At 59.8% G+C, this 22,137-nt stretch carries 18 protein-coding genes; 4 read left to right on the top strand and 14 right to left on the bottom strand.

Annotated elements, in window-relative coordinates:
• The first annotated feature begins 59 nt into the window (after positions 1-59).
• Positions 60-2,678 carry an ATP-dependent chaperone ClpB gene (gene clpB, locus ROSMUCSMR3_RS11020; protein WP_081507347.1) on the top strand — a complete coding sequence of 873 codons (2,619 nt, stop codon included), beginning with the start codon at positions 60-62 and terminating at the stop codon, positions 2,676-2,678.
• A 54-nt stretch (positions 2,679-2,732) separates the two neighbouring features.
• On the opposite strand, the gene sthA is transcribed toward clpB, so the two are convergent.
• The 4 genes from sthA to mbfA all read right to left on the bottom strand — a co-directional run bounded on the left by sthA (position 2,733) and on the right by mbfA (position 7,025).
• Complete coding sequence (gene sthA / locus ROSMUCSMR3_RS11015) at positions 2,733-4,169, bottom strand: Si-specific NAD(P)(+) transhydrogenase (RefSeq protein ID WP_081507346.1); 1,437 nt, start codon at positions 4,167-4,169, stop codon at positions 2,733-2,735.
• A 3-nt stretch (positions 4,170-4,172) separates the two neighbouring features.
• Complete coding sequence (gene fghA / locus ROSMUCSMR3_RS11010) at positions 4,173-5,006, bottom strand: S-formylglutathione hydrolase (protein ID WP_081507345.1); 834 nt, start codon at positions 5,004-5,006, stop codon at positions 4,173-4,175.
• A gap of 30 nt (positions 5,007-5,036) precedes the next feature.
• Entirely contained in the window at positions 5,037-5,969 is a 933-nt protein-coding gene (locus ROSMUCSMR3_RS11005; protein WP_081508606.1) for an AEC family transporter, read from the bottom strand.
• Between the two features lie 78 nt (positions 5,970-6,047).
• Positions 6,048-7,025 carry an iron exporter MbfA gene (mbfA, locus tag ROSMUCSMR3_RS11000; RefSeq protein ID WP_008279782.1) on the bottom strand — a complete coding sequence of 326 codons (978 nt, stop codon included), beginning with the start codon at positions 7,023-7,025 and terminating at the stop codon, positions 6,048-6,050.
• A 168-nt stretch (positions 7,026-7,193) separates the two neighbouring features.
• Here mbfA and ROSMUCSMR3_RS21450 point away from each other — a divergent pair, with 168 nt between their 5' ends.
• Positions 7,194-7,352, top strand: coding sequence for a hypothetical protein (locus ROSMUCSMR3_RS21450; protein WP_162655199.1), 159 nt, complete (start codon positions 7,194-7,196; stop codon positions 7,350-7,352).
• Between the two features lie 97 nt (positions 7,353-7,449).
• Positions 7,450-8,067: a TetR/AcrR family transcriptional regulator gene (locus ROSMUCSMR3_RS10995; RefSeq protein ID WP_008279784.1), complete on the top strand. Its 618-nt coding sequence runs from the start codon at positions 7,450-7,452 to the stop codon at positions 8,065-8,067.
• On the opposite strand, the gene ROSMUCSMR3_RS10990 is transcribed toward ROSMUCSMR3_RS10995, so the two are convergent.
• The 10 genes from ROSMUCSMR3_RS10990 to eutB form a co-directional block, all read right to left on the bottom strand.
• Complete coding sequence (locus tag ROSMUCSMR3_RS10990; RefSeq protein ID WP_081507344.1) at positions 8,055-9,677, bottom strand: GMC family oxidoreductase; 1,623 nt, start codon at positions 9,675-9,677, stop codon at positions 8,055-8,057. The genes ROSMUCSMR3_RS10995 and ROSMUCSMR3_RS10990 overlap by 13 nt on opposite strands.
• An 80-nt stretch (positions 9,678-9,757) precedes the next feature.
• Positions 9,758-10,948 (bottom strand): ABC transporter permease, encoded by a 1,191-nt coding sequence (locus ROSMUCSMR3_RS10985; RefSeq protein WP_081507343.1) that lies wholly within the window; start codon positions 10,946-10,948, stop codon positions 9,758-9,760.
• 5 nt (positions 10,949-10,953) lie between these two features.
• Positions 10,954-12,618, bottom strand: a complete 1,665-nt coding sequence (locus tag ROSMUCSMR3_RS10980) for an ABC transporter permease (protein ID WP_081507342.1) — start codon at positions 12,616-12,618, stop codon at positions 10,954-10,956.
• A gap of 100 nt (positions 12,619-12,718) precedes the next feature.
• On the bottom strand, positions 12,719-13,834 hold the full coding sequence (locus ROSMUCSMR3_RS10975) for an extracellular solute-binding protein (protein WP_037298680.1): 1,116 nt from the start codon (positions 13,832-13,834) through the stop codon (positions 12,719-12,721).
• Positions 13,835-13,944: 110 nt separating this feature from the next.
• Positions 13,945-15,054, bottom strand: coding sequence for an ABC transporter ATP-binding protein (locus ROSMUCSMR3_RS10970; protein WP_081507341.1), 1,110 nt, complete (start codon positions 15,052-15,054; stop codon positions 13,945-13,947).
• A 225-nt stretch (positions 15,055-15,279) separates the two neighbouring features.
• Positions 15,280-16,650, bottom strand: coding sequence for an aspartate aminotransferase family protein (locus tag ROSMUCSMR3_RS10965; protein ID WP_081507340.1), 1,371 nt, complete (start codon positions 16,648-16,650; stop codon positions 15,280-15,282).
• Positions 16,651-16,716: 66 nt separating this feature from the next.
• Entirely contained in the window at positions 16,717-18,192 is a 1,476-nt protein-coding gene (locus tag ROSMUCSMR3_RS10960) for an NAD-dependent succinate-semialdehyde dehydrogenase (protein WP_081507339.1), read from the bottom strand.
• A gap of 109 nt (positions 18,193-18,301) precedes the next feature.
• Positions 18,302-18,775 (bottom strand): Lrp/AsnC family transcriptional regulator, encoded by a 474-nt coding sequence (locus ROSMUCSMR3_RS10955; RefSeq protein ID WP_008282598.1) that lies wholly within the window; start codon positions 18,773-18,775, stop codon positions 18,302-18,304.
• Positions 18,772-19,761 carry a cyclodeaminase gene (locus ROSMUCSMR3_RS10950; protein WP_081507338.1) on the bottom strand — a complete coding sequence of 330 codons (990 nt, stop codon included), beginning with the start codon at positions 19,759-19,761 and terminating at the stop codon, positions 18,772-18,774. Before ROSMUCSMR3_RS10950 ends, ROSMUCSMR3_RS10955 begins: the two co-directional genes overlap by 4 nt.
• Positions 19,751-20,752, bottom strand: a complete 1,002-nt coding sequence (gene eutB, locus ROSMUCSMR3_RS10945; protein ID WP_008282600.1) for a hydroxyectoine utilization dehydratase EutB — start codon at positions 20,750-20,752, stop codon at positions 19,751-19,753. The genes ROSMUCSMR3_RS10950 and eutB overlap by 11 nt, the downstream gene beginning before the upstream one ends.
• Before the next feature lie 167 nt (positions 20,753-20,919).
• On the opposite strand from eutB, the gene doeA reads away from it, so the two are divergent.
• Positions 20,920-22,104 carry an ectoine hydrolase DoeA gene (gene doeA / locus ROSMUCSMR3_RS10940; RefSeq protein WP_008282601.1) on the top strand — a complete coding sequence of 395 codons (1,185 nt, stop codon included), beginning with the start codon at positions 20,920-20,922 and terminating at the stop codon, positions 22,102-22,104.
• The last annotated feature ends 33 nt before the right edge of the window (positions 22,105-22,137 follow it).

The raw sequence follows: 22,137 nt of genomic DNA, 5'->3' as shown, positions 1-22,137 counted from the left end.
GCCGCATGCCTAATGCTGGGTGCGCCACCGGGGGAACGCTTGTCAAAAGGAGAAAGCCCATGGACTTCAACAAGTTCACGGAACGGTCGCGTGGTTTCATTCAGGCCGCCCAGACCATCGCGATGCGCGAAAGCCATCAGAAACTATCCCCAGAACATATCCTGAAAGCCTTGCTTGACGACCCCGAGGGGCTGGCCAGCAACCTGATCAAACGCGCCGGTGGCGCGCCCGAACGCGTGACGCAAGCGAATGACATCGCTCTGGCCAAGATTCCGCGTGTCTCGGGCGATGCAGGGCAAACCTATATGGATCAGCAGACCGGCAAGGTTTTGGCCGAGGCCGAGAAACTGGCACAAAAGGCGGGCGACAGCTTTGTTCCCGTGGAACGCATCCTGACCGCGCTGGCCCTGGTGAAATCCCCAGCCAAGGATGCGCTAGAGGCAGGGGCTGTCTCGGCGCAAAAGCTCAACGAAGCGATCAATGATATCCGCAAGGGGCGCACGGCAGATTCCGCATCGGCAGAGGACACCTACGAGGCGCTCGAGAAATACGCCCGTGACCTGACCAAAGCAGCGCGCGAGGGCAAGATTGACCCTATCATCGGTCGCGACGATGAAATCCGCCGCGCGATGCAGGTGCTCAGCCGTCGCACCAAGAACAACCCCGTTTTGATCGGGGAACCGGGGGTGGGTAAAACCGCCATCGCTGAGGGGCTTGCCCTGCGCATCGTCAATGGCGACGTGCCGGAATCTCTGCGCAACAAGCGGCTCTTGTCGCTTGATATGGGCGCGCTGATTGCCGGGGCGAAATATCGCGGCGAGTTCGAAGAGCGGCTCAAGGGCGTGCTGAACGAGGTGACGCAGGCCGCAGGCGAAATCATCCTATTCATCGACGAGATGCACACGCTGGTCGGTGCCGGCAAGGCCGATGGCGCGATGGATGCCGCAAACCTGATCAAGCCCGCCCTCGCGCGTGGTGAATTGCACTGTATCGGGGCAACGACGCTCGATGAATATCGCAAGCATGTAGAAAAGGATGCGGCCCTTGCCCGCCGGTTCCAACCGCTGGTGGTCGAGGAGCCAACGGTCGAGGATACGATTTCGATCCTGCGCGGCATCAAGGAAAAGTATGAGCTGCATCACGGTGTGCGCATCTCTGACTCGGCGCTTGTCGCCGCCGCCACGCTCTCGCATCGCTACATTACCGACCGGTTCTTGCCCGACAAGGCCATCGACCTGATGGACGAGGCCGCAAGTCGGCTGCGTATGGAAGTGGACAGCAAGCCCGAAGAGTTGGACGCGCTTGACCGCGAAATCCTGCAAAAGCAGATCGAGGCCGAAGCGCTCAAGAAAGAGGACGACGCCGCCAGCAAGGATCGGCTGGAAAAGCTGGAAAGGGAGCTGGGCGATCTGCAACAGCGCTCATCCGAGATGACCGCCAAATGGCAGGCTGAGCGCGACAAGCTGGCCGGTGCGCGCGACCTCAAAGAACAGCTTGACCGCGCGCGCGCCGAGCTGGACATCGCCAAGCGCGAGGGCAATCTCGCGCGTGCCGGTGAGCTGAGCTATGGTGTCATTCCGGGGCTGGAGAAAAAGCTGGCCGAGGCCGAAACCCAAGGCGATGATGGCGTCATGGTCGAAGAGGCCGTGCGCCCCGAGCAAATCGCGCAGGTGGTGGAACGCTGGACCGGCATTCCCACAGCCAAGATGCTGGAGGGCGAGCGCGACAAGCTGCTCGGGATGGAAGCCAACCTGCATCGCCGCGTGATCGGGCAGAACACCGCCGTCAAGGCCGTGGCCAATGCCGTGCGCCGCGCGCGCGCTGGGCTGAACGACGAGGGGCGCCCCTTGGGCAGTTTCCTCTTTCTCGGGCCAACCGGCGTGGGCAAGACCGAATTAACCAAGGCCGTGGCAGAATTCCTATTTGACGACGACAGTGCCATGGTCCGGATCGACATGAGCGAGTTCATGGAGAAACATTCGGTCTCGCGTCTGATCGGTGCGCCTCCGGGCTATGTCGGCTATGACGAGGGCGGTGTGTTGACCGAGGCCGTGCGCCGCAGACCTTATCAGGTGGTCCTGTTCGACGAGGTCGAAAAGGCGCATCCCGAGGTGTTCAACGTGCTTTTGCAGGTGCTTGATGATGGTGTGCTGACCGATGGTCAGGGCCGCACCGTGGATTTCAAGCAAACGCTGATCATCCTTACGTCGAACCTTGGAAGCCAAGCTCTGAGCCAATTGCCAGAAGGGGCCGATGCCGCGACCGCCAAGCGCGATGTGATGGACGCGGTGCGGTCGCATTTCCGGCCCGAGTTCCTGAACCGGCTGGATGAGATCGTGGTGTTTGACCGCCTCACGCGGCCACAGATGGATGGCATCGTCGATATCCAGATGGCACGCCTGCTCAAGCGGCTGGCAGCCCGCAAGATCCAATTGGAACTGGATGACGCGGCCCATAAATGGCTGGCGGATGAAGGCTATGATCCGGTCTACGGCGCGCGTCCGCTCAAGCGGGTGATCCAGCGCGCGTTGCAAGACCCTCTGGCAGAGGCGCTCTTGTCCGGGGAAATCCTCGATGGGGCGGTGGTGCCGGTTACAGCAGGCCCCGAAGGGTTGATCATCGGAAACCGGGTTGGCAGCACGACACAAGAGCCCCCGCAGGACGCTGTGGTTCATTGACCGTGAAAACGCCCCTCTGAGTGATCAGGGGGGCGTTTTTAATCGTACAAACCGTCAGGAAGCCTCTGGGTTGGCTTCCTCACGCTTTACCTTATATTCCTCGGGAATGGGCATCCGGTTGAAGGCATCAAGCCCCGCGATTTTATAGGCCTCAGCCAAGGTGGGATAGTTGAAGGTGTTCTGCACGAAATAATCCACCGTGCCTTTGAGGTTCAAAACCGCCTGCGCAATGTGGATGAGTTCCGTTGCCCCCTCGCCTACAATCTGCACGCCCAGAACCCGACGCGTCTTGAGCGAAAACAGCATTTTCAGCATGCCATGTTCCAGCCCCATGATATGCCCGCGGCTGGTTTCGCGGAACCGTGCAACGCCCACCTCATAGGGGATACCGCGCGTCTGCATTTCCTCTTCCGACATGCCGCAGGTGGAAATTTCTGGCACGGAATAGATGCCATATGGAAACCACGGGCTTTCAGGCAGGGTCGGGATGTCGAGCGCATGACAGGCCGCAACGCGCCCTTGTTGCACAGAGGTCGAGGCAAGGCTTGGATGCCCGATCACATCACCCGCAGCATAGATATGCGGCACAGCCGTTTGATAGGTCTTGCGATTAACTTCAATACGGTTGCGATGATCCGTCGTCAGCCCCGCCGCCGCCAGATTGAGCGCCGAAGTGGCCCCCATCCGCCCCGCAGCAAAGAGCAGCATTTCGGCGCGCACGTGGCGACCATTGGCAAGGCTCACCTCGATATGCTCGCCCGCGTCCTCGATCCGCTCGATCGCGGACCCCAGCCGCAGATCAACGCCATTCTCGCGGATTTGATGGGTGAAATCCTGAATGAGCATCCTGTCGATGAAATCGAGAAATGTATCGCGTGGCTCGATCAAGGTCACACGCACGTCGAGCGCGGAAAACATCGTGGCATATTCCACCCCGATCACGCCCGCGCCCACCACGATCAGACTGCGCGGAATCCGGGCAAGCTCAAGAAACTCATCGCTGTCCACAACGGTGCGCCCGTTAAAGGGCACAGTGTCGGGGCGATGGGTCTTGGTCCCGGTCGAGATCAGAAAGCGGTCAGCAGTCAGGCGCGTGACATCGCCCGCCTCGGTTGCAACCTCGATGGTATAGGCATCAACAAAGCGCGCCATGCCATGCAGCGTATCCACGTGGTTGCGGTTGAACTGATGTTCCAGAACATCAACCTCGTGATCCAAGGTCATGTGCAGCCGCGCCTTGAGATCCTCGGCACCGATGTTGTCCTTGACCCGGTAAGCGCGGCCATAAAAGCTGCGCTCACGCCAACCCGACAGGTTGAGCACCGTCTCGCGCAGCGTCTTGGACGGGATCGTGCCGGTATGCACCGACACGCCGCCCAACCGATCCTTGCGGTCAATCACCAACACGCGACGCTTGAGCTTGCCCGCCTGAATGGCGGCGGCGCGCCCCGCAGGACCCGAGCCAACGATGATCAGATCATAATGGCTCATGTCTTAATCCGCATAGAGCGCCTCGGCATGGAAGGTCACGTGATCCTCCATGAAGGTCGAGATGAAGAAATAGCTGTGGTCATAGCCCTTTTGCATCCGGAAGGTGCCCTCTTGGCGGCGGGCGGTCATGGCATGGGCCAGCGTTTCGGGGCGCAGCAGGTCAAGGAATTGGTCCTTGGTGCCGGTATCCACCAGAACCGGCCCATCAAATCCACGCTCTGCCATCAGCAGGCTGGCATCATGCGCTGCCCAGGCGGCTTCGTCTGCGCCCAGATAGGCCGTGAATTGCTTGCGACCCCAATCGCTGTTGGTGGGATTGCAAATGGGGGAAAAGGCCGACACGGACCGGAACCGCCCCGGCAGTGACATCGCCAGCGTGAGCGCGCCATGCCCGCCCATCGAATGCCCGGTAATGGCCTGACGGTCCATGTCCACGGCAAAAGTCTCACCGATCAACGCTGGCAATTCGGTTGCGATATAATCCCACATCCGGAAATGCGGCGCCCAAGGGGATTGCGTGGCATTCACATAGAACCCGGCCCCCTGCCCCAGATCATAGGCGTCATCATTGGCCACACCCTCGCCGCGCGGGCTTGTATCCGGAAACACGAGTGCGATGCCCTGCTCTGCCGCCCAACCCTGTGCGCCGGCCTTGACCATGGCATTCTCATGGGTGCAGGTCAGGCCCGAGAGATACCACAGCACCGGCACCGGCCCATCCTGCGCCTCAGCCGGCAGGAAGAGGCCAAAGGTCATGTCAACGCCACACACCTCGGAGGCGTGGGTATAGACGCCCTGCGTGCCGCCAAAACAGGTATTTTCCGAAACCGTTTTCATCATGTTCTCCTCTCACGTCCGTAGGACTGTTCAGTAAAGTTGGTTCACCCAACCGATCACAAGCGACACCGTGACAATGGCAGCGCCAGTTGAAATCAGGATCGAGGACGACACACGCTTGGGTGCCACGCCATAATGCTGGGCGAGCATAAAGACATTTCCCGCCACGGGCAGACTTGCCGCCGCAATCATCACCGCCCCGGCGTAGGGATCAACCTCGAACAAGACGAGCACGGCAAAGGCCACGAAAACCGGGTGCAGCACAAGTTTGCAAAAAGAAAGCCATCCCGCGATATGAGGTCGCTCAGCCGATTTCGACGCGAGCGATGCGCCGATGGCAAAGAGCGCACCGGGGGTGGCCGCCCCGCCCAGAATGCGCACGAAATCGTTGATCGGATCTGGAATAGGCAGGCGCAGGCCGGACCATGTGAGGCCCAGGACGATCGAGACGATCATCGGGTTTTTCAAGAGACCCATTCCGACGGTGCGCAAGATACCAAGGCTGAGCCGACCATCCCGCGTGCCGGTAATCAGGATTACCACAAGCGAGCCAAATACGATAAGGTCCACCGCCAAGACGATCATCACCCAGCCAATCGCCGCTTCCCCCATCAGCATGGCCAGCATCGGCACACCCAGAAAACCAACGTTGCCGATGACCGCGCATTGGGCCTCGATAGCGACCTCTTGGATATTCACGCGGCGCACCAGCGCTACAGCCGTGGCGATGCCATAGACAAAGGCCGTGGCCCAGAGATAGGCAAGAATGAAATTCCAATCCAACACATCCGCCAGCGTGAGATTGGCCGAAAAGCGGAACAGCATCGCCGAAAGAGCTAAGTAAAAGACGAACTTCGTCAACCACGCCGTCGCCTCCTCGGGAAAGAACCCGGTGCGCCCGGCGCCATACCCTAGCCCGATGATCATGAAGAAAGGTAGGGTCTGGAGAAAGATACTTAGCATGCGTTGTGTGGTAGCAGGTTGAGGGGCAGGGTCAATCGCCGCCATTCATCCTTTCGTCGCAACACTTGCTATGGCCCGTCAGCCACTGCCGATCAGCACGCCAGCGGCAAAGACCAGCGCACCGCCCAGAACAACCTGAAACGCCGCGCGAAAGAACGGCGTTTCCATATATTTGTTCTGGATCCAGGCAATCGCCCAAAGCTCGATGAACACCACCACAAAGGCGATGATTGTGGCAGTCCAGAAATCCGGAATGAGATAAGGCAACGCATGGCCCAACCCGCCAACGGTGGTCATGATCCCAGAGGCAAAACCGCGCTTGATCGGGCTGCCGCGCCCAGAGAGTTCGCCATCGTCGCTGGCAGCCTCGGTAAAGCCCATGGAAATGCCTGCGCCGACACTGGCCGCAAGACCAACAAGAAACGTGGTCCAGGTGTCCTGCGTGGCAAAGGCCGTGGCAAAGATCGGGGCGAGCGTGGACACGGAGCCATCCATCAATCCGGCAAGCCCCGGCTGCACCCATGTCAATACAAACTGGCGTTTGGCGGTGCGATCCTCGGCGTCGCGCGCATCGGCATCAAGATGCTCAGCCTCAAGCTCTTCGGCGCGGGTTTGATGACCAGCCTCGGCGGCGGCGAGATCCCCAAGCAATTTGCGGGTGTCGGCATCGGTGGTGCGCTGTGCCGCCTTGAGATAAAACGCACCAGCATCGCGCTCCATCGCCTCGGCCTCGTCGCGGATACGCTCGATCCCGAGGTTTTCAATCAGCCAGACAGGACGTCGCGCATAGAACCCGGCAACATGCTCGCGCCGGATCAGGGGGATCACCTCGCCAAACCGGCTGCGGTGCAGTTCGATCAGGCGGTGACGGTGGCCATCTTCTTCGGTCGCCATCCCATCAAAGATGGCAGCGGTATCCGGAAAATCTTGCCGCAACATCTCTGCATAAGAACGATAGATGCGCGCGTCATCCTCTTCCGAGGAGATCGCCAATGCGAGAATTTCTTGTTCGCTGAGATCGCGAAAACGGCGGCGGGACGTCATACCGGGAATCATCGGACACCTCAGTTAGAATTATTCTAAATCAGTTTAGCGCTACATTCTGCGAAGGCAAAGGGGGATGTATGCGTAAAAGTGAACTAATCGGTTCATTTTTATCTTGCTTTCTAAACCGATCTGTTTAGTTATATATCTGAACGCAACAGTTCAGTTATGGAGTTCGATATGAAAAGCGCCTTGATCGTTCTTACCCTCTCGCTCAGCCTCATCGCGGCCCCTGTCTTGGCTTTCAGCTTTGACACCAACAGCCTGACACCGACACTGACCTACCCTGCGCCCGCGCCTGCCCCCGTGACACAAGGTAATGCAGGAATCGACCGATAATCTGCGTCAGAAACAGCCTCCCGTGACCGCGCGCAGACGGGCTTGCGGTTACGGGCATGCGCCGACTACACTGTTCCGACCTTTGGGGAGGGATTGGATGTCGGCACCCGCCGTTGAAATCAAGAAGGGCCGCAAGTTCGACCAGGTGCTCGAAGGGGCGCGTCGCGTCTTTATGCGGGATGGATTCGAAGGCGCCAGCGTCGACGAAATTGCGCGTGAGGCGCAGGTGTCCAAGGCGACCCTCTATAGCTATTTCCCGGATAAACGGCTGCTTTTTTCCGAAGTCGCGCGGCTTGAATGCAACCGGCAGGCCGAAGAGGCGATGGAAGTAATCGCTAAGGGCGCGACCATTGATCATGTCTTGCACGAGGCAGCCACCCGGATCGTTCGGTTCTTTTTGTCAGACTTCGGACAACAAATGTTTCGCATCTGCGTATCGGAGGCGCATCGGTTTCCCGAATTGGGACGCCGATTTTATGCCTCTGGACCAGACCTTGTGCGCGAACGGTTAAGCAAAGTCTTGCGCCCCTATGTCGATGCCGGGATTCTCAAAATTGACGACATGGATCTCGCCGCCAACCAGTTTGGCGAGTTATGCAAAAGCGATCTCTTTATGCGCAGCTTGTGCGGCATGTGCAAAGAAGTAGAGCCAGCGGATATAGAGCGTGTGGTCAATGGCGCGGTTGAGATGTTTCTCGCGCGTTATCGCGCCTGATCCGGGGCAGAACGCCCCATCATCGCCGCCGCAATCTTTTCTGCCATCATGATCGTGGGCGCGTTGGTATTGCCCCCCACGAGGCGGGGCATAATCGAGGCATCGACCACGCGCAGCCCCTCAAGCCCATGAACACGCGCCTGCGGATCAACAACCGCCATAGCGCCCTGCCCCATCGCGCAGGTGCCGACCGGGTGATAGATCGTGTCGGCGCGGGCGCGAATATCTGCCTCAAGTGCCGCATCGGTCCAGTCGTGGGGGTGCAACCGCTTTTTGCGCCAAGGTGCCAACGCAGGCGCGCGCAGCACCGCATCCATCTGCCGCGCACCCTGCATCATCAGGGTCAGATCACGGCTGTCGCTAAGGAACGCGGGGTCAATCAAAGGCGCATCCTGAGGGCGGGCAGAGCGTAGCGTCACCCGACCCCTGCTATGGGGCCGCAGCACGCAGACATGACACGAATAGCCGGGGCGAAAATGCAGGGTTCGCATGTGATCTTCGACAATGCCGATCACAAAATGCAGTTGCAGATCGGGCCGAGACACTGTGCGCTCAGAGCGCAGAAAGGCTCCGGCCTCAGCATAGGGTGTGGTGAACGGGCCCTTCCCCGTCTTGCGCCATTCAAGCGCCGCCTTTCCCAGACGCCAGAGGCCCTTGGGATCAAGGCTGATGACATCGTCGCGCTTAGAGGTTTCGGCAAGGATATAGTCCAGATGATCTTGCAGGTTCTCACCCACTCCGGGCAGGTCATGCACCGGGCTTATACCATGCGCCTGCAACGCCTCGGCCGGGCCGATGCCCGAAAGCATCAAGAGATGCGGAGAGCCAAAAGCACCGCTGCTCAGGATCACGTCCCGCCGCGCGCGCGCCTCGCGCACCCGCCCTTTGTGGCGATAGCGTAGGCCGGTGGCGCGCTTGCCGTCAAAGATCACCCGCTCAGCCATGGCCTGCGTGATCACCGTCAGATTGGGCCGTGTCAGGACCGGGAAAAGATAGGCAGCAGCAGCAGAGCACCGTTCACCGCGCTGTGGGCCGTCAAAGAACTGCGTCACCTGATAATGCCCCGCGCCCTCTTGGGTCGCGCCGTTGAAATCGGGATTGCGGGGGATTTGCAGGCTCTCACAGGCGGTTACGAAAGCCTCAGAAATGGCACGGGGCGCATTTTGGTTGGTGACTTGTAGTGGTCCGGATTGGCCATGCAGGGCGTCACCGTGCTGCGCGTTCCGCTCTGCCGTGCGAAACCATGGCAGCACGCTCTGCCAGTCCCAGCCATCACAGCCCAGATCGGCCCATTCGTCATAATCGCCGGGATGACCGCGTGCATAGAGCATTGCGTTGATCGCGCTAGAGCCGCCAAGCGCACGCCCGCGCGGCTGAAACCCTTGCCGACCGTTCAATTCCGGCTGTGGCACAGTTTTGAGCGCCCAGTTGTTTATCTTGGGTCGCCCAGACACCATCGCTGCCACCAAACCCGGCGCACGAATGAAGATATCGCGCCCAGACCCGCCCGCCTCAATCAGGCAGACGGATAGGCCGGGGTCCTCGCTTAGCCGCGCGGCAAGCACGCAGCCCGCCGATCCACCCCCCACGATGATGTAGTCATAGATCATGGCCCGCCTCCCTCTGCCCCGTTACGCTATGCCGGAGACCTCCCCCGACCAAAGCGCGACGTGGCGTCAGGGATGCGCGACTAGCTTGGGCTCATGCCGCGCAACCGCTCAGACCGGCGTCGCAAATATTCCATGGTTGTCAAAAGCGCGATTGAGATCACGACAAGAAGCGTCGCCACCGCCAGAATGGTCGGGCTGATCTGTTCACGCAAGCCAGTGAACATGCGCCAAGGCAGGGTTTGCTGATTGGCCGAACCGACAAAGAGCACCACGACCACCTCATCGAACGAGGTGATAAATGCGAAGAGCCCGCCCGAAATCACCCCCGGCAGGATGAGCGGCATCTGCACCCGAAAGAAGGTGGTCACGGGGTCTGCGCCCATATTCGCCGCCGCGCGCGTGAGTGAGCGGTCAAAGCCCACAAGCGTGGCCGTCACCGTGATGATCACAAAAGGAATGCCCAGCGCCGCGTGCGCCAGAACCACGCCGAAATAGGTGCCTTGCAAGCCAATGCGGCTATAAAAGAAATACATCCCTGCCGCAGAAATGATGAGCGGCACGATCATCGGTGAGATCAGAATTGCCATGATCGCGCGGCGGAACGGCACATGCTCTGAGCTGAGGCCAATCGCCGCCAAGGTGCCAAAACTGACCGACAATAGGGTCGCAACCGGCGCAATCGCCAACGAATTGCGCAACGCCTGCTGCCAGCCGCTGGAGGTAAAGAAATCCTGATAATGCTTGAGGCTATATCCGGCGGGATCAAACCGCAGCATTTCCGGTGTGAAGGTAAAGAAGTTTTGCGCGTTGAAGCTGAGCGGCATCACCACAAGAATGGGCGTGATCAGAAATACAAAGATCGCCCCACAGATCACCCGGAACGTATAGTGCCAAAGCACCTGACCACTGGTCAGATAGGGTGCCAGATTGGCACGATAGCGTCCTTCGCCGATCCAAAAGATGAACCACGAGAAAAACCAGCCAGACAGAACCCCCAGCACAAACCCCGGCAAGCCAGCCAGAAGCACGCCCGCAATGATAAAGAGCGCAATAAGGCCCCAGCGCGTGGTCTTCTCCTGCCCCAGTCCAAAGACTGCAAGCGCAAGATAGGCAAGGACCATAAGCGCAACGGCCCCAATCGCGATGCCCATCAAGCCCGAGCCATGCGCCGTGCCGACAAACAGCCCAACAAAGGCCCCTGCAGCGCCGATCACCGGCAGTGAGAAGGAAAGTGGCTTGGTTTCGACAGGTGTCAGTGTGAATCCGTTCATGTCTCTTACCCCAGCTTCACGTTGTCGATGCCGACGATCTTGTCATAGGCCCAGTAGAGAATGAGGACCACGGCAAGCAGGATCGTGCCAAGCGCCGCCGCCAAGCCCCAATTGAGCGAGGACGAGATGTGATAGGCGATCCGGTTCGAAATGAACGTGCCGGTGGTGCCGCCCACAATCTCAGGCGTGATGTAATACCCGATGGCAAGGATGAAGACGAGGATCGAGCCCGCGCCGATGCCCGGCACCGATTGCGGAAAGTAGACCCGCCAGAACGCCGTCCAATTGTTCGCCCCCAGCGATTTGGCGGCGCGCAGATAGGTCGGCGGAATGGTCTGCATCACCGAATACATCGGCAGGATCATGAAGGGCAGCAGAATATGGGTCATCGCTACGATGGTGCCGAATTGATTGTTGATCATAACCAATCGGCTCTCATCTGCGACCAGCCCCAGCCAGACCAGAACGTCGTTGATAACCCCTTGTTGCTGCAACATCACCTTCCACGCGCTGGTGCGCACCAAAAGCGACGTCCAGAATGGCAGCAGGACAAGGATCATCAGAAGGTTCGCGGTGCGTGACGGCAGATTTGCCAGAATCCACGCCACGGGATAGCCCAAAGCAACACAGGAAAAGGTAATCATCAGCGACATGAACATCGTGCGCTGGAAGAGGATGCCATAAATACGCTCATCTTCGCTGCGCAAGGCGATACCTTGGGGCGTCTTTTCCATATCAACAGCGTTGAGGAAATAGCCGGTGGTATAGGGCGGCGAATAGGTCTTGATGGTTTCCCAGAATGTCACATTTGCCCATTCCTTGTTCGACTCGAAAAAGGCTTCGCGCATCGCAACAGGCGGCAACTGCGCCGCTGCCGCAGCACGCAAGAGATCGCCACCGGGTCCGGCATAGGTCTCTATGGCCGTTTTCGTAGCCGGGTCTTCAAGGTCCAGCGCCAAGGCGGCATGAACTGCCTCCCATGGCTCTTCCTTGGTTACGCTCTTGCCATCGACAAACTGGGTAAAGGCCGCAAAGGCCGAATAGGCACGTGCCGTATTGGGTAGAATGTCGGAAATCGCAGCACCGGGCTGAAATTCGGCATCTCCACTAAATTCTGTGGCTTCCAGCGCTTCTAGGAGGGCAATCTGATTGGACATCAGCCGTTCATTGGGCTCTGCCCCAGCCCCACCCGACATCATCTCGACCCATGTCGCGGCCTCGTCAAAGGCGGGATCAACCTCGAGCAATGCGTCTTGGAACACCTCTCCAACGTCGCTCATGTCACGCCCAGACGTGCGGAAGAGCGAGGAAATGCCGCTTTTCTCGTAGTTCAGACGGCTGCCCAGCTTGGTGTGTTCCTTGGCCTCGGCAGCAAGGAAAAGGTCAAAGAACAAGGCGCGGAACACCTGCTCGTCGGGGGCATCGCCGGAATCCCAATCCCGCAACTCCTCGACAGTCATTGGCAGTGTATTGCCCACGATCTGGTTCTCGACAGAACGGAACAGCATATCAATGATCGGCGCGATGAAGGTGAGCAGAACAAAGAGCAACAGGGGGGCGATCAGCGCCAGCGCTCGCATCTTCTGAGCGCGCAAAGCGCGGCGCAGGCTGCGTTTCAGAGGCGTGCCATCGGCGGCAAGCATCGGGCCGGTGTTGGTGCTATCGCTCATGTCTTCCCCGTCGAAATGGTCCGATTATTCAGGCCGGGTCTTGTGCCCGGTCAAAGAAGCGGTGGGGCCGCATACGGCCCCACCTCTATTTGTCGCCAGATTACTGGGCCAGCCACGACTGGAACTTGGCGTCCAGATCGTCACGGTTGTCAGCCCACCATTCGTAGTCATAGATGTGAACGTTGGAGGCATTTGCCGGATCGGTCGGCATATGCGGCGCCATGTCGATGCCAAGCTCGGCGTGCTTGCCTACCAACGGTGCCGAAGACGCACGCGCCGGACCGTAGGAGATATACGCCGCCTGATCAGCAAGACGCTGGGTGTCGGTGCCGAACTTGAGGAAGTCCATCACGCGCGCCAGACGGTCTGCGGGCAGACCGGCGGGAACAATCCAGCCATCAAGGTCAAACGACTGCATGTCCCACAGCATTGCGATGGGCTGGTTCTGTTCAGCAATGGCCGAGAACAGGCGACCGTTGAATGTCGAACCCATGAACACTTCGCCATCCGCCAGAAGCTGCGGGGTTTCCGCACCGGCAGACCACCAGACGACTTGGTCCTTGATGGTGCCCAGTTTGGCCAGCGCGCGCTCGACGCCCTCGTCGGTGCCCAGAACGTCGTAAATCTCGTCCTTGGCAACGCCGTCGCAGTAAAGCGCCCATTCCATGTTGTCGATCGGGCGCTTTTGCAGCGACCGCTTGCCCGGATACTTGGCAAGGTCGAACACGTCGCAAACGCTGGTCGGCGGCTCGGTGCCGGCAGGCACAAGATCAGTGCGATAGCCGAAGGTGGTCGAGTAAACGATCTGCGGAATGAAGCAGTCGCTGACAATCAGATCACCAAAGTCATCGCTGGCAGAGGTACCATCGGGGGCCGCGGCCAACATGGTGTCGTGGTCGATTTCCATCGCCAGACCTTCGTCGCAGAGGCGCATCGAGTCGGACGCCACCACATCGACCAGATCCCAAGTGATGTTGCCTGCCTCGTTCATGGCGCGCAGCTTGGCCACGGCCTCGGCCGAGCTTTCGTCCCAAGTCGCGGTCACGCCGGGGTTAGCAGCAAGGTAGGGCTGCACATAAGCCTTGTCTTGGCTCGCCTGATAGGCGCCGCCCCAGCTGACGATCGTCATGCTGTTCGCCATTTCCTGTGCGGTGACGGCGGTGCCCGCAGCAACGGTCAGAGCCGTGGTCGCGAGCAGGGTTTTCGTCAGTTTCATAAACATACTCCCAGTTTATCCCGTTTTTCGATGGTTGGGCCCTGCGCTACGGGCAGAACGTCGAGGGCCTTGCTCAACCCGCACCGGTTCCGTGACCGGCGCGCGTATTCTTATACTTGGGGCGCATCCAGCGCGCGGCAATCCTCTGGCAACCAGCCGATCTCGATCTGCTCGCCCGGTTGCAGGCGGCGCTGATCGGGGGCGTTGCGGGTCTTGATGATAAAGTCATCAGACCCAGCCACCCGGAGCCGTGTGCGGAAAATGTCACCCATATAGATGAACTCCAGCACTTCGGCCTTGAGCGTATGCGCATCCGGCTTCAGCCGGTCACGATTGAATTCGACCCGCTCAGGACGAATGGAAATCAGCGTGCGGTCGCCCGGCTTTTCGACATTGACGGGCTTGGCATCAATCAGGTCGCCGTTGTCTAGCTGCACGACGGCAATACCGTTCTTGATCTCTTTGACCCGCCCCTCAAGGGTGTTGTTCTCACCAATGAACTGCGCGACAAAGCTGTTCTTGGGGCTTTCATACAATTCATCTGGCGGCGCGATCTGCTGGATGCGGCCATCGTTGAACACCGCCACACGGTCAGACATTGTCAGCGCCTCGGTCTGATCGTGGGTCACATAAACTGTGGTGATCCCGAGATTGTGCGCAAGATGGGTGATTTCGAATTGCATTTTTTCGCGCAATTGCTTGTCCAGCGCGCCGAGCGGTTCATCCATCAACACCAGCTCAGGCTCGAACACCAGCGCTCGGGCGAGAGCCACACGCTGTTGTTGGCCCCCAGACAGCTGCGACGGACGACGCCCGCCAAAGGCACCCATTTCCACCATTTCCAGCGCCCGCTTAACCTTGGCTTCGCGGTCGGACTTGCCGATTTTGCGCACCTCAAGCGGAAAGCTGAGGTTTTCGGCAATCGTCATATGTGGAAAGAGCGCGTAATTCTGGAACACCATGCCAATGCCGCGTTTGTGCGGCGGGATGTTGTTGATGCTCACACCGTCCAATTTGATCTCGCCATGGGTGGCGGTTTCAAACCCTGCAAGCATCATCAGACAGGTCGTTTTGCCCGACCCCGACGGTCCTAGCATCGTCAGAAATTCGCCCTTGGGCAAGGTCAGGTTCAGATCCTTGACGACCAGTGTTTCGCCGTCATAGCTCTTTTGGACACGTTCAAACGCAACGAACGCATCGTTGTTCCCGGTATCTGCCAAGTTCGGCTCCCTATTATTCATCGCAAGCGTTTGCCTCGCGTTCGGAAGAAACTAAAACAAGATGGACCCTCACATGCAAGCGGATTGCGGCGCTTTTTTCCCGAAACCGACCTGCGCAGGTCAAATCGCCTGCAAGTGAAGCAAGATAAGTCAAATTTCCTGCAAATGACCGAGGCACGCTCCGCTTTAACGCGAGCCTCGGCAGTGTTTTCACCGGAAACCGACCTATCCCAGCACGGATTGCACGGCTTTTGTGGTTTTGTGAATCACCTCATCCGCCTCTGATTTTGTCAGGCAGAAAGGCGGCGCAAAGCCCAGAATGTCCCCCTGCGGCATGGCCCGCGCGATAACACCGGTAGCTGCCAGCGCGGCGGAAATCTGTGGGCCCACCTTGTCGGCGGCATCAAAGAATATCCGATTTTCCCGATCCTTGACGAATTCGACGGCACAGAGCATCCCCTCGCCCCGCACCTCGCCTACGTTGGCATGCGCGCCCAGCGCCTCGGCCATGCCCCGATTGAGATAGCCGCCTACATCGCGGTTATTGGCAATCAGGTTCAGATCATCAAGCAACTTGAGATTTGCCACACCCGCCGCCGCCCCGATGGGATGCGCCGAATAGGTCCAGCCGTGGCCGATGGGGCCATTCTCATCCGTGCCTTGCTCCAGCACCTTCCACATGCGGTCGCTGACGATGCTACCCGATAGCGGCGCATAGGCGCTTGTCAGGCCTTTGGCGATGGTGATGAGGTCTGGCGTCATTCCATAGTGGTCCGAGCCGAACATCGTGCCCAGACGACCAAAGCCCGTCACCACCTCATCGGCCACAAGCAGGATGTCATGCTTGCGCAGCACCTCTTGAATGGCGGCCCAATAGCCTGCAGGCGGCGGCACAATGCCTCCGGTGCCCAGCACCGGCTCGCCGATAAAGGCGGCGATGGTATCGGCCCCCTCGCGCGCGATGAGTGCCTCAAGCTCGGCCACACAATGCGCGACAAACTGCGCCTCGGTCTGATCCAGATTGGCGCGACGGAAATAATAGGGCGCTTCGGTATGAACGACCTGCGCCAGCGGCAGATCGAACTTCTTGTGGAACAGTTCAAGCCCCGTAAGCGAGCCGGTCATCAGCCCAGAGCCATGATAGCCGCGCCAGCGCGAGATGATCTTTTTCTTTTCGGGCCGCCCGAGGATGTTGTTGTAATACCAAATCAATTTGACATTGGTTTCATTGGCGTCAGAGCCCGACATGCCAAAATAGACCTTGCTCATGCCCTTGGGGGCGCGGTCCATAATCATTTTGGACAGGGTGATCGACGCCTCGGTGCCATGCCCGACATAGGCATGATAATAAGCCAGTTCGCGCGCCTGCGCGGCAATCGCCTCGGCAATCTCTTGGCGACCGTAGCCGACGTTGACGCAATAAAGCCCGGCAAAGGCATCGAGAAAGCGATTGCCATCACGATCCTCGATATGACAGCCCTGCCCGCCATTGATCACCCGGTTCGGCGCCTCGCCACGGGCGAATTGCCCAAGATGTGTCGAGGGGTGAAAGAAATTCTCGCGATCCCATTGATCAAGTTGGTCGTTGCGCAGCATCGTGTTTCCTTTCCTCGGGGGCGCACCCCCAGCTTCATCGTTCCAAAAATACTCGAATCCCGATCGTCACGCCCAATCGCGGCAGACGTATTTGATTTCCATGAATTCCTCCATGCCGCGCCGCGCCCCTTCGCGGCCCAGCCCCGATTGCTTGACCCCACCAAAGGGGATCGGCGCGCCCGTGACCTTGGTGCGGTTCACCGCCACCATGCCGAATTGTAGCGCTCGCGTCATCCGGTAGATGCGGCGGGGGTCATGGCAGTGCAAATAGGCAATGAGGCCATATTCCGTGGCATTGGCGCGGGCGACCACCTCTTCCTCGGTGTCAAAGGGCGTGATCGCCGCCACCGGGCCAAAGGTCTCATCTTGCATGATCGCGGCGCCGTCGGGCACATCCATGAGCACCGTCGGCTGAAAGAAGAGAGGGCCGAGCGGGTCGCGCTTGCCGCCACAGGCAAGCGTTGCACCATGCGCCAGCGCATCCGCCACATGCTCTTCTTGCTTGCGGACCGCACGCTCATTCATCAGCGGGCCGATGTCGGGATCGTCCATGCCGCGCCCGATTTTGAGCGTCTGTATCGCGTCGGTAAAACGTCGGCAAAAGGCGTCATAGATCGGCCGCTCTATGTAAATCCGGTTAGCCCCCAAACAGTCTTGCCCCGACGTCGCAAATTTGGCCTTGATCGACTCGGTTACTGCGGTTTCCAGATCGGCATTCTTGAACACGATCACCGGGGCATGGCCGCCCAGTTCCAGCACCAGTTTCTTGACCGTGCCCGCGCATTGGCGATAGAGCAACTGCCCGATGTCAGTAGAGCCGGTAAAGCTGAGAACGCGGACGCGGGCGTCTTGGGTCCAAGGCTCAACCACTGTTGCCGCGTGGCCTGTCACCACGTTGAACACACCCGCCGGGATGCCCGCGCGCTCGGCCAGTTCTGCAAGGGCCAGTGCCGAATAGGGTGTCTCGGCTGAAGGATGAGAAACCACGCTGCAGCCCGCCGCCAAGGCCGCCGCCGCCTTGCGCGTGAGCATCGCTGCGGGGAAATTCCACGGCGTGATAAGGGCGGCCACGCCCACCGGCTCTAGCCACAATTCCACCTCGGCATCGGGCAGGTGGCTTGTGACCCCTTCGATGTTGGGGCGCTTGGCCTCTTCGGCGTAATATTCCACGAAACTTGCGGCATAGTCGATCTCGCCGCGCGCTTCACTAAGGGGTTTGCCCTGCTCCAGCACCATGATCCGCGCGAGGTCTTCGCGATGCGCAAGGATGAGATCGAACCAGCGGCGCAAGAGCGCGGCGCGATCTTGCGGCAGGGTCATTGCCCAGCCATCGAATGCGCCCTGCGCCGCATCCACAGCCTTGCGTGCCTGATCGGCACTGAGGCTGGCCACAGCACCCAAGGCACTGCCATCGGCGGGGTTGGTGACGGCAATGGTCGCAGCCTCGTCTCCGCCCACCCATTTGCCGCCCACATAGGCAAAGCTGCGCACCAGGCGCGTGTCGGTGATCCCGTTGCGGGTCCAGATGGCTGAGTCGGACATTGTGGCACTCCCTTTGCGCCAGAGAATGTCTGGTTCACGCAGAGGGTGACGCTAAAGTTTTTGGAGTTTGCAGATTATTCTTCTGCAAGGCCGCAGAAATACGGATGTTTCATTCAAAGAACATCTCAAATGGTGGCAGGCGCGGGGATTTTACGGGCTTGGTCACGATATAGGTGAAGTAGCGCGCCAATCCGATCCGCGCCTCTAGCATCTGATCAATCAGTCGTTGATAGCTGTCGATGTCCCGGGTGACGATCTGCATCAGATAGTCAAATCCGCCGCCCAACGCCCAACAGGCCGTCACCTCTTCATAGCGGTGCATACTGTCCTCAAAGGCGCGGAAACTGGCGGGGGTGTGATCTGCAAGCTCCACCGCGACAAAGACGGTCACATGCGAGCCCAGCTTCTTGAGGTTGATGCGCGCATGATAGCCCTCGATCAGCCCCGCCTCCTCCAGCCGCTTGAGCCGCTCCCAGCAAGGGCTGGCAGACAGGCCCACACGCGCGGCCAAATCGGCCTTGGTGATGCGCCCTTCCTCGGCCAGCACCCTCAGGATATCGAGATCGCGTGCGTCAAGTTTCATGCGGTGATGACCGTACCCACGTCACGCCCCGCAAGCCGCGCCATCACATGGGTGGCAATCGCCGTATCCTGAACGCCGGTGCCGGTCAGATCGCAAATGGTGATTTCGGCATCGTTCTTGCGCCCACGCGCGCGGCCTTGGATTACGTCGCCCAATTCGGCTGGCGCGCCCTTGGTCCATATCCCGGCCTCGATCGCGCTGCGCAATTCACCCAACTGTTCCACCTGCGCGGCGCGGTCGGCAACATAGAGATCGGCCCGGACCAGCGCCTGCGGATCAATCTCGTTCTTGCCGGCCTGATCGGATCCCATGGCCGTGATGTGCAGTTCGGGATGCAGCCATTTCGCCTCGATTACGGGCGTCTTTGCCGGGGTTGTAGTGATCACCAACTGGCTGGCCTTCACCAGATTTTCGGGGGTGTCCACCACATGAATATCACATTCGAGATCGGCCAGATCGGCCGCGCAGGTGCGCGCGCGGTCGGCATCGCGCCCCCAGATCAGCAGACGGTCATAGGGGCGCACCAGCCGCGCCGCCCGCGCCTGAAGCCGCGCCTGAACGCCGGTGCCGATAATGCCCGCCGTCTGCACCACCTTGGGGGCCAGATGCTGCGCCGCCACCGCGCCAGCCGCCGCCGTGCGCAGATCGGTCAGATAGCCATTGTCGAGAAACACCGCCTCGACCAGACCGGTCTTGGCGGAAAAGAGGATCATCAGACCGTTCAGGCTGGGCAGGCCCAATTTGGGATTGTCAAAGAAACCGGGGCTGACCTTGATCGCGAAACCGTCAAAGCCGGGGATATAGGCGGTTTTCACATCCACCTCGCCATGCACGGCAGCCAAATCCATCGACATCACCGGCGGCATGACCACCCCGCCATCCGACAGCGCGGCAAAGGCCTGCTCGATCACCTTGACCGTCTCAAGGTCGAGCGTGATCGCGCGGCGCAATTCTGTCTCTGTCACGATCCTTATATCATGTGCCATATTTCCGACCTTCAATCACCTTGTCGCCTAAAATCACGGTTTGCCCGGTCATCACCTTAGTAAAGAGCGCCATATCAAGGTTACGGCCCGTGATGATGGTGGCGGTTGGCCCTTGGGGCGCAAGTTTGCCACTCAGCACCGCCGCAAGACCCACGACGCAGGCCCCCTCTGCCACGATCCGATCCTCGTAATAGAGCACCTGCATGGCATGATAAATCTCTTCTTCGGTCACAAGGATCACATCGTCCAAAAGATCGCGGCACATGGCATAGCTGAGACGGTTCTGCATCCCAACGCCACCGCCCAGACTATCGGCAAGGCTTGGCACTTCTTCGACCTCGACAGGATGCCCGGCGCGGATGCTTTCATACATCGCGGCACCTCGGTCCATGCTGATCCCGATCACGCGCAGGGACGGCTTGATCGTCTTGGCGGCCAGCGCCACCCCCGCCGCCAGCCCCCCGCCCGACAACGGCACGAGCAGCGTCTGGGTATCCGGGCGCGCCGCCATGATTTCCAATCCGATGGTCCCCTGCCCGGCAATGACCAGCGGATCATCAAAGGGCGAAATCTCGGTTAACCCGTCCTCGGCAACCAGCCGTTCCACCTCGGTCTGTGCCGCGTCCTGAGAGCGCCCGATGATCCTGACCTCTGCGCCCAGCGCGCGGATGCCCTCCACCTTGGCCTGCGGCACCAGGTCCGACATACAGATCACCGCCCGCAATCCGCGTGCCCGCGCGGCATAGGCCACGCCGCGCCCGTGATTCCCGGTCGAGCAACAGGTGACGCCCGCCGCATCCTGCGCCCCGGCCACCGCGTTGAGCGCGCCGCGCAGCTTGAAGGCACCGATGGGTTGCATATTCTCGAGCTTGAGCAGGAAGTCATCGCCTGTTACCGCGCTCATGTAGGGCGAGGGAACGAGAGGCGTGCGGTCAGCGACCCCAGAAATCACCTGTGCCGCAGCATAGACATCGGCCAGAACAGGGCGCATGAGGGTCTTCCTTGTTTAGGGTGCGGGCAGAGTGCGCTGGAGCGAGCCTAGCGTCAACTCTGCGGCGCAGGATGGTCTGAAAACGACAAAACGGGGCGTTTTTCTTGGGGCAGGCCTGTTCCAAAGCCACAAGTATGGCGGGGATATTTCAACGACGGACCCCCGACATGATTGAAAAAGACCTGCCCTTCTCGGCTCAGGAATACCAGCGCCGGTTGGACAAGACCCGCACTGCCATGGCCCGCCTTGACCTTGACGCGCTCTTTGTGACCGACCCTTCAAATCAGCATTGGCTGACCGGCTATGATGGCTGGTCGTTCTATGTGCATCAGGGCGTTTTGGTCTTTCCCGAGGCCGATCCAATCTGGTGGGGCCGCAATCAGGATGCCAATGGCGGTGTGCGCACGGTCTGGATGACGGACGATCGCGTGATCGGCTATGCCGACAATTACGTGCAGTCGACCGAACGCCACCCGATGCAGGATTTGGCAGAGCGACTTAAGGGTATGGGCCTTGCCGATAAACGCATCGGCGTGGAAATGGACAACTACTATTTCTCGGCCAAGGCGATGCAGACCCTGCGCGAGGAACTGCCCGAGGCAACATTCCTTGACGCCACCGCGCTGGTCAACTGGCAACGCACGGTGAAATCCGAAGAAGAGCTTGGCTTCATGCGCAAGGCCGCGCTGATTTCGGAGAAGATCACCGACGGGTTGATGGAACGGGTCGAGCCGGGCATTCCCAAGAACGAAATCGTGGCCGAGATTTTCCGTGATGCCATCCGAGGGGTAGAGGGCGCGTGGGGCGACTATCCCGCAATCGTGCCGCTTTTGCCGTCAGGTTCGGATGCCGCAGCGCCGCATCTGACATGGAACGGGCGCGAGTTTGCGACGGGGGAAGCGACCTTCTTTGAAATTTCCGGCTGTTACCGCCGCTATCACACGCCGTTCTGCCGCACGCTGTTTCTGGGCAAGCCGCCGCAATTCCTGCTTGATGCGGAAAAGGCGCTGGTCGAGGGGCTGGAAGCGGGGCTAGAGGCCGCAAAGGCAGGCAACCGCGCCTGTGACATCGCCAATGCGTTGGCCGCCCCGTTGGAGCGGGCGGGCATCGAACGCGGCGCGCGCTGTGGCTATCCCATCGGTCTGAGCTATCCGCCCGACTGGGGCGAACGCACGATTTCGCTGCGCTCCGAGGATGAAACCGTGCTGGAACCGGGAATGACATTCCATTTCATGCCCGGTCTCTGGATGTCGGACTGGGGTTTGGAAATCACCGAGTCGATCCTGATCAAGGAAAGCGGCCCGGCGGAAACCTTCTGCAACCGCCCGCGCAAGATGTTCGTCAAGGACTGACCCAATAAGGCCCCCACATCGACCGTGGGGGCC

The organism is Roseovarius mucosus, assembly GCF_002080415.1.
Taxonomy (GTDB): domain Bacteria; phylum Pseudomonadota; class Alphaproteobacteria; order Rhodobacterales; family Rhodobacteraceae; genus Roseovarius; species Roseovarius mucosus_A.
Note: the sequence above shows the minus strand (reverse complement) of the source record. Positions and strands in the feature narration are given on the sequence as shown.

Excerpts from the sequence above, each read along its gene's own strand:
- fghA (WP_081507345.1), bottom strand. The coding sequence starts at position 5,006 with ATGAAAACGGTTTCGGAAAATACCTGTTTTGGCGGCACGCAGGGCGTC.
- ROSMUCSMR3_RS10985 (WP_081507343.1), bottom strand. The coding sequence starts at position 10,948 with ATGAACGGATTCACACTGACACCTGTCGAAACCAAGCCACTTTCCTTC.
- clpB (WP_081507347.1), top strand. The coding sequence starts at position 60 with ATGGACTTCAACAAGTTCACGGAACGGTCGCGTGGTTTCATTCAGGCC.
- sthA (WP_081507346.1), bottom strand. The coding sequence starts at position 4,169 with ATGAGCCATTATGATCTGATCATCGTTGGCTCGGGTCCTGCGGGGCGC.
- ROSMUCSMR3_RS10980 (WP_081507342.1), bottom strand. The coding sequence starts at position 12,618 with ATGAGCGATAGCACCAACACCGGCCCGATGCTTGCCGCCGATGGCACG.
- doeA (WP_008282601.1), top strand. The coding sequence starts at position 20,920 with ATGATTGAAAAAGACCTGCCCTTCTCGGCTCAGGAATACCAGCGCCGG.
- ROSMUCSMR3_RS10955 (WP_008282598.1), bottom strand. The coding sequence starts at position 18,775 with ATGAAACTTGACGCACGCGATCTCGATATCCTGAGGGTGCTGGCCGAG.
- ROSMUCSMR3_RS10975 (WP_037298680.1), bottom strand. The coding sequence starts at position 13,834 with ATGAAACTGACGAAAACCCTGCTCGCGACCACGGCTCTGACCGTTGCT.
- eutB (WP_008282600.1), bottom strand. The coding sequence starts at position 20,752 with ATGCGCCCTGTTCTGGCCGATGTCTATGCTGCGGCACAGGTGATTTCT.
- mbfA (WP_008279782.1), bottom strand. The coding sequence starts at position 7,025 with ATGATTCCCGGTATGACGTCCCGCCGCCGTTTTCGCGATCTCAGCGAA.
- ROSMUCSMR3_RS10950 (WP_081507338.1), bottom strand. The coding sequence starts at position 19,761 with ATGGCACATGATATAAGGATCGTGACAGAGACAGAATTGCGCCGCGCG.
- ROSMUCSMR3_RS10960 (WP_081507339.1), bottom strand. The coding sequence starts at position 18,192 with ATGTCCGACTCAGCCATCTGGACCCGCAACGGGATCACCGACACGCGC.
- ROSMUCSMR3_RS10965 (WP_081507340.1), bottom strand. The coding sequence starts at position 16,650 with ATGCTGCGCAACGACCAACTTGATCAATGGGATCGCGAGAATTTCTTT.
- ROSMUCSMR3_RS10990 (WP_081507344.1), bottom strand. The coding sequence starts at position 9,677 with ATGATCTATGACTACATCATCGTGGGGGGTGGATCGGCGGGCTGCGTG.
- ROSMUCSMR3_RS21450 (WP_162655199.1), top strand. The coding sequence starts at position 7,194 with ATGAAAAGCGCCTTGATCGTTCTTACCCTCTCGCTCAGCCTCATCGCG.
- ROSMUCSMR3_RS11005 (WP_081508606.1), bottom strand. The coding sequence starts at position 5,969 with ATGCTAAGTATCTTTCTCCAGACCCTACCTTTCTTCATGATCATCGGG.
- ROSMUCSMR3_RS10995 (WP_008279784.1), top strand. The coding sequence starts at position 7,450 with ATGTCGGCACCCGCCGTTGAAATCAAGAAGGGCCGCAAGTTCGACCAG.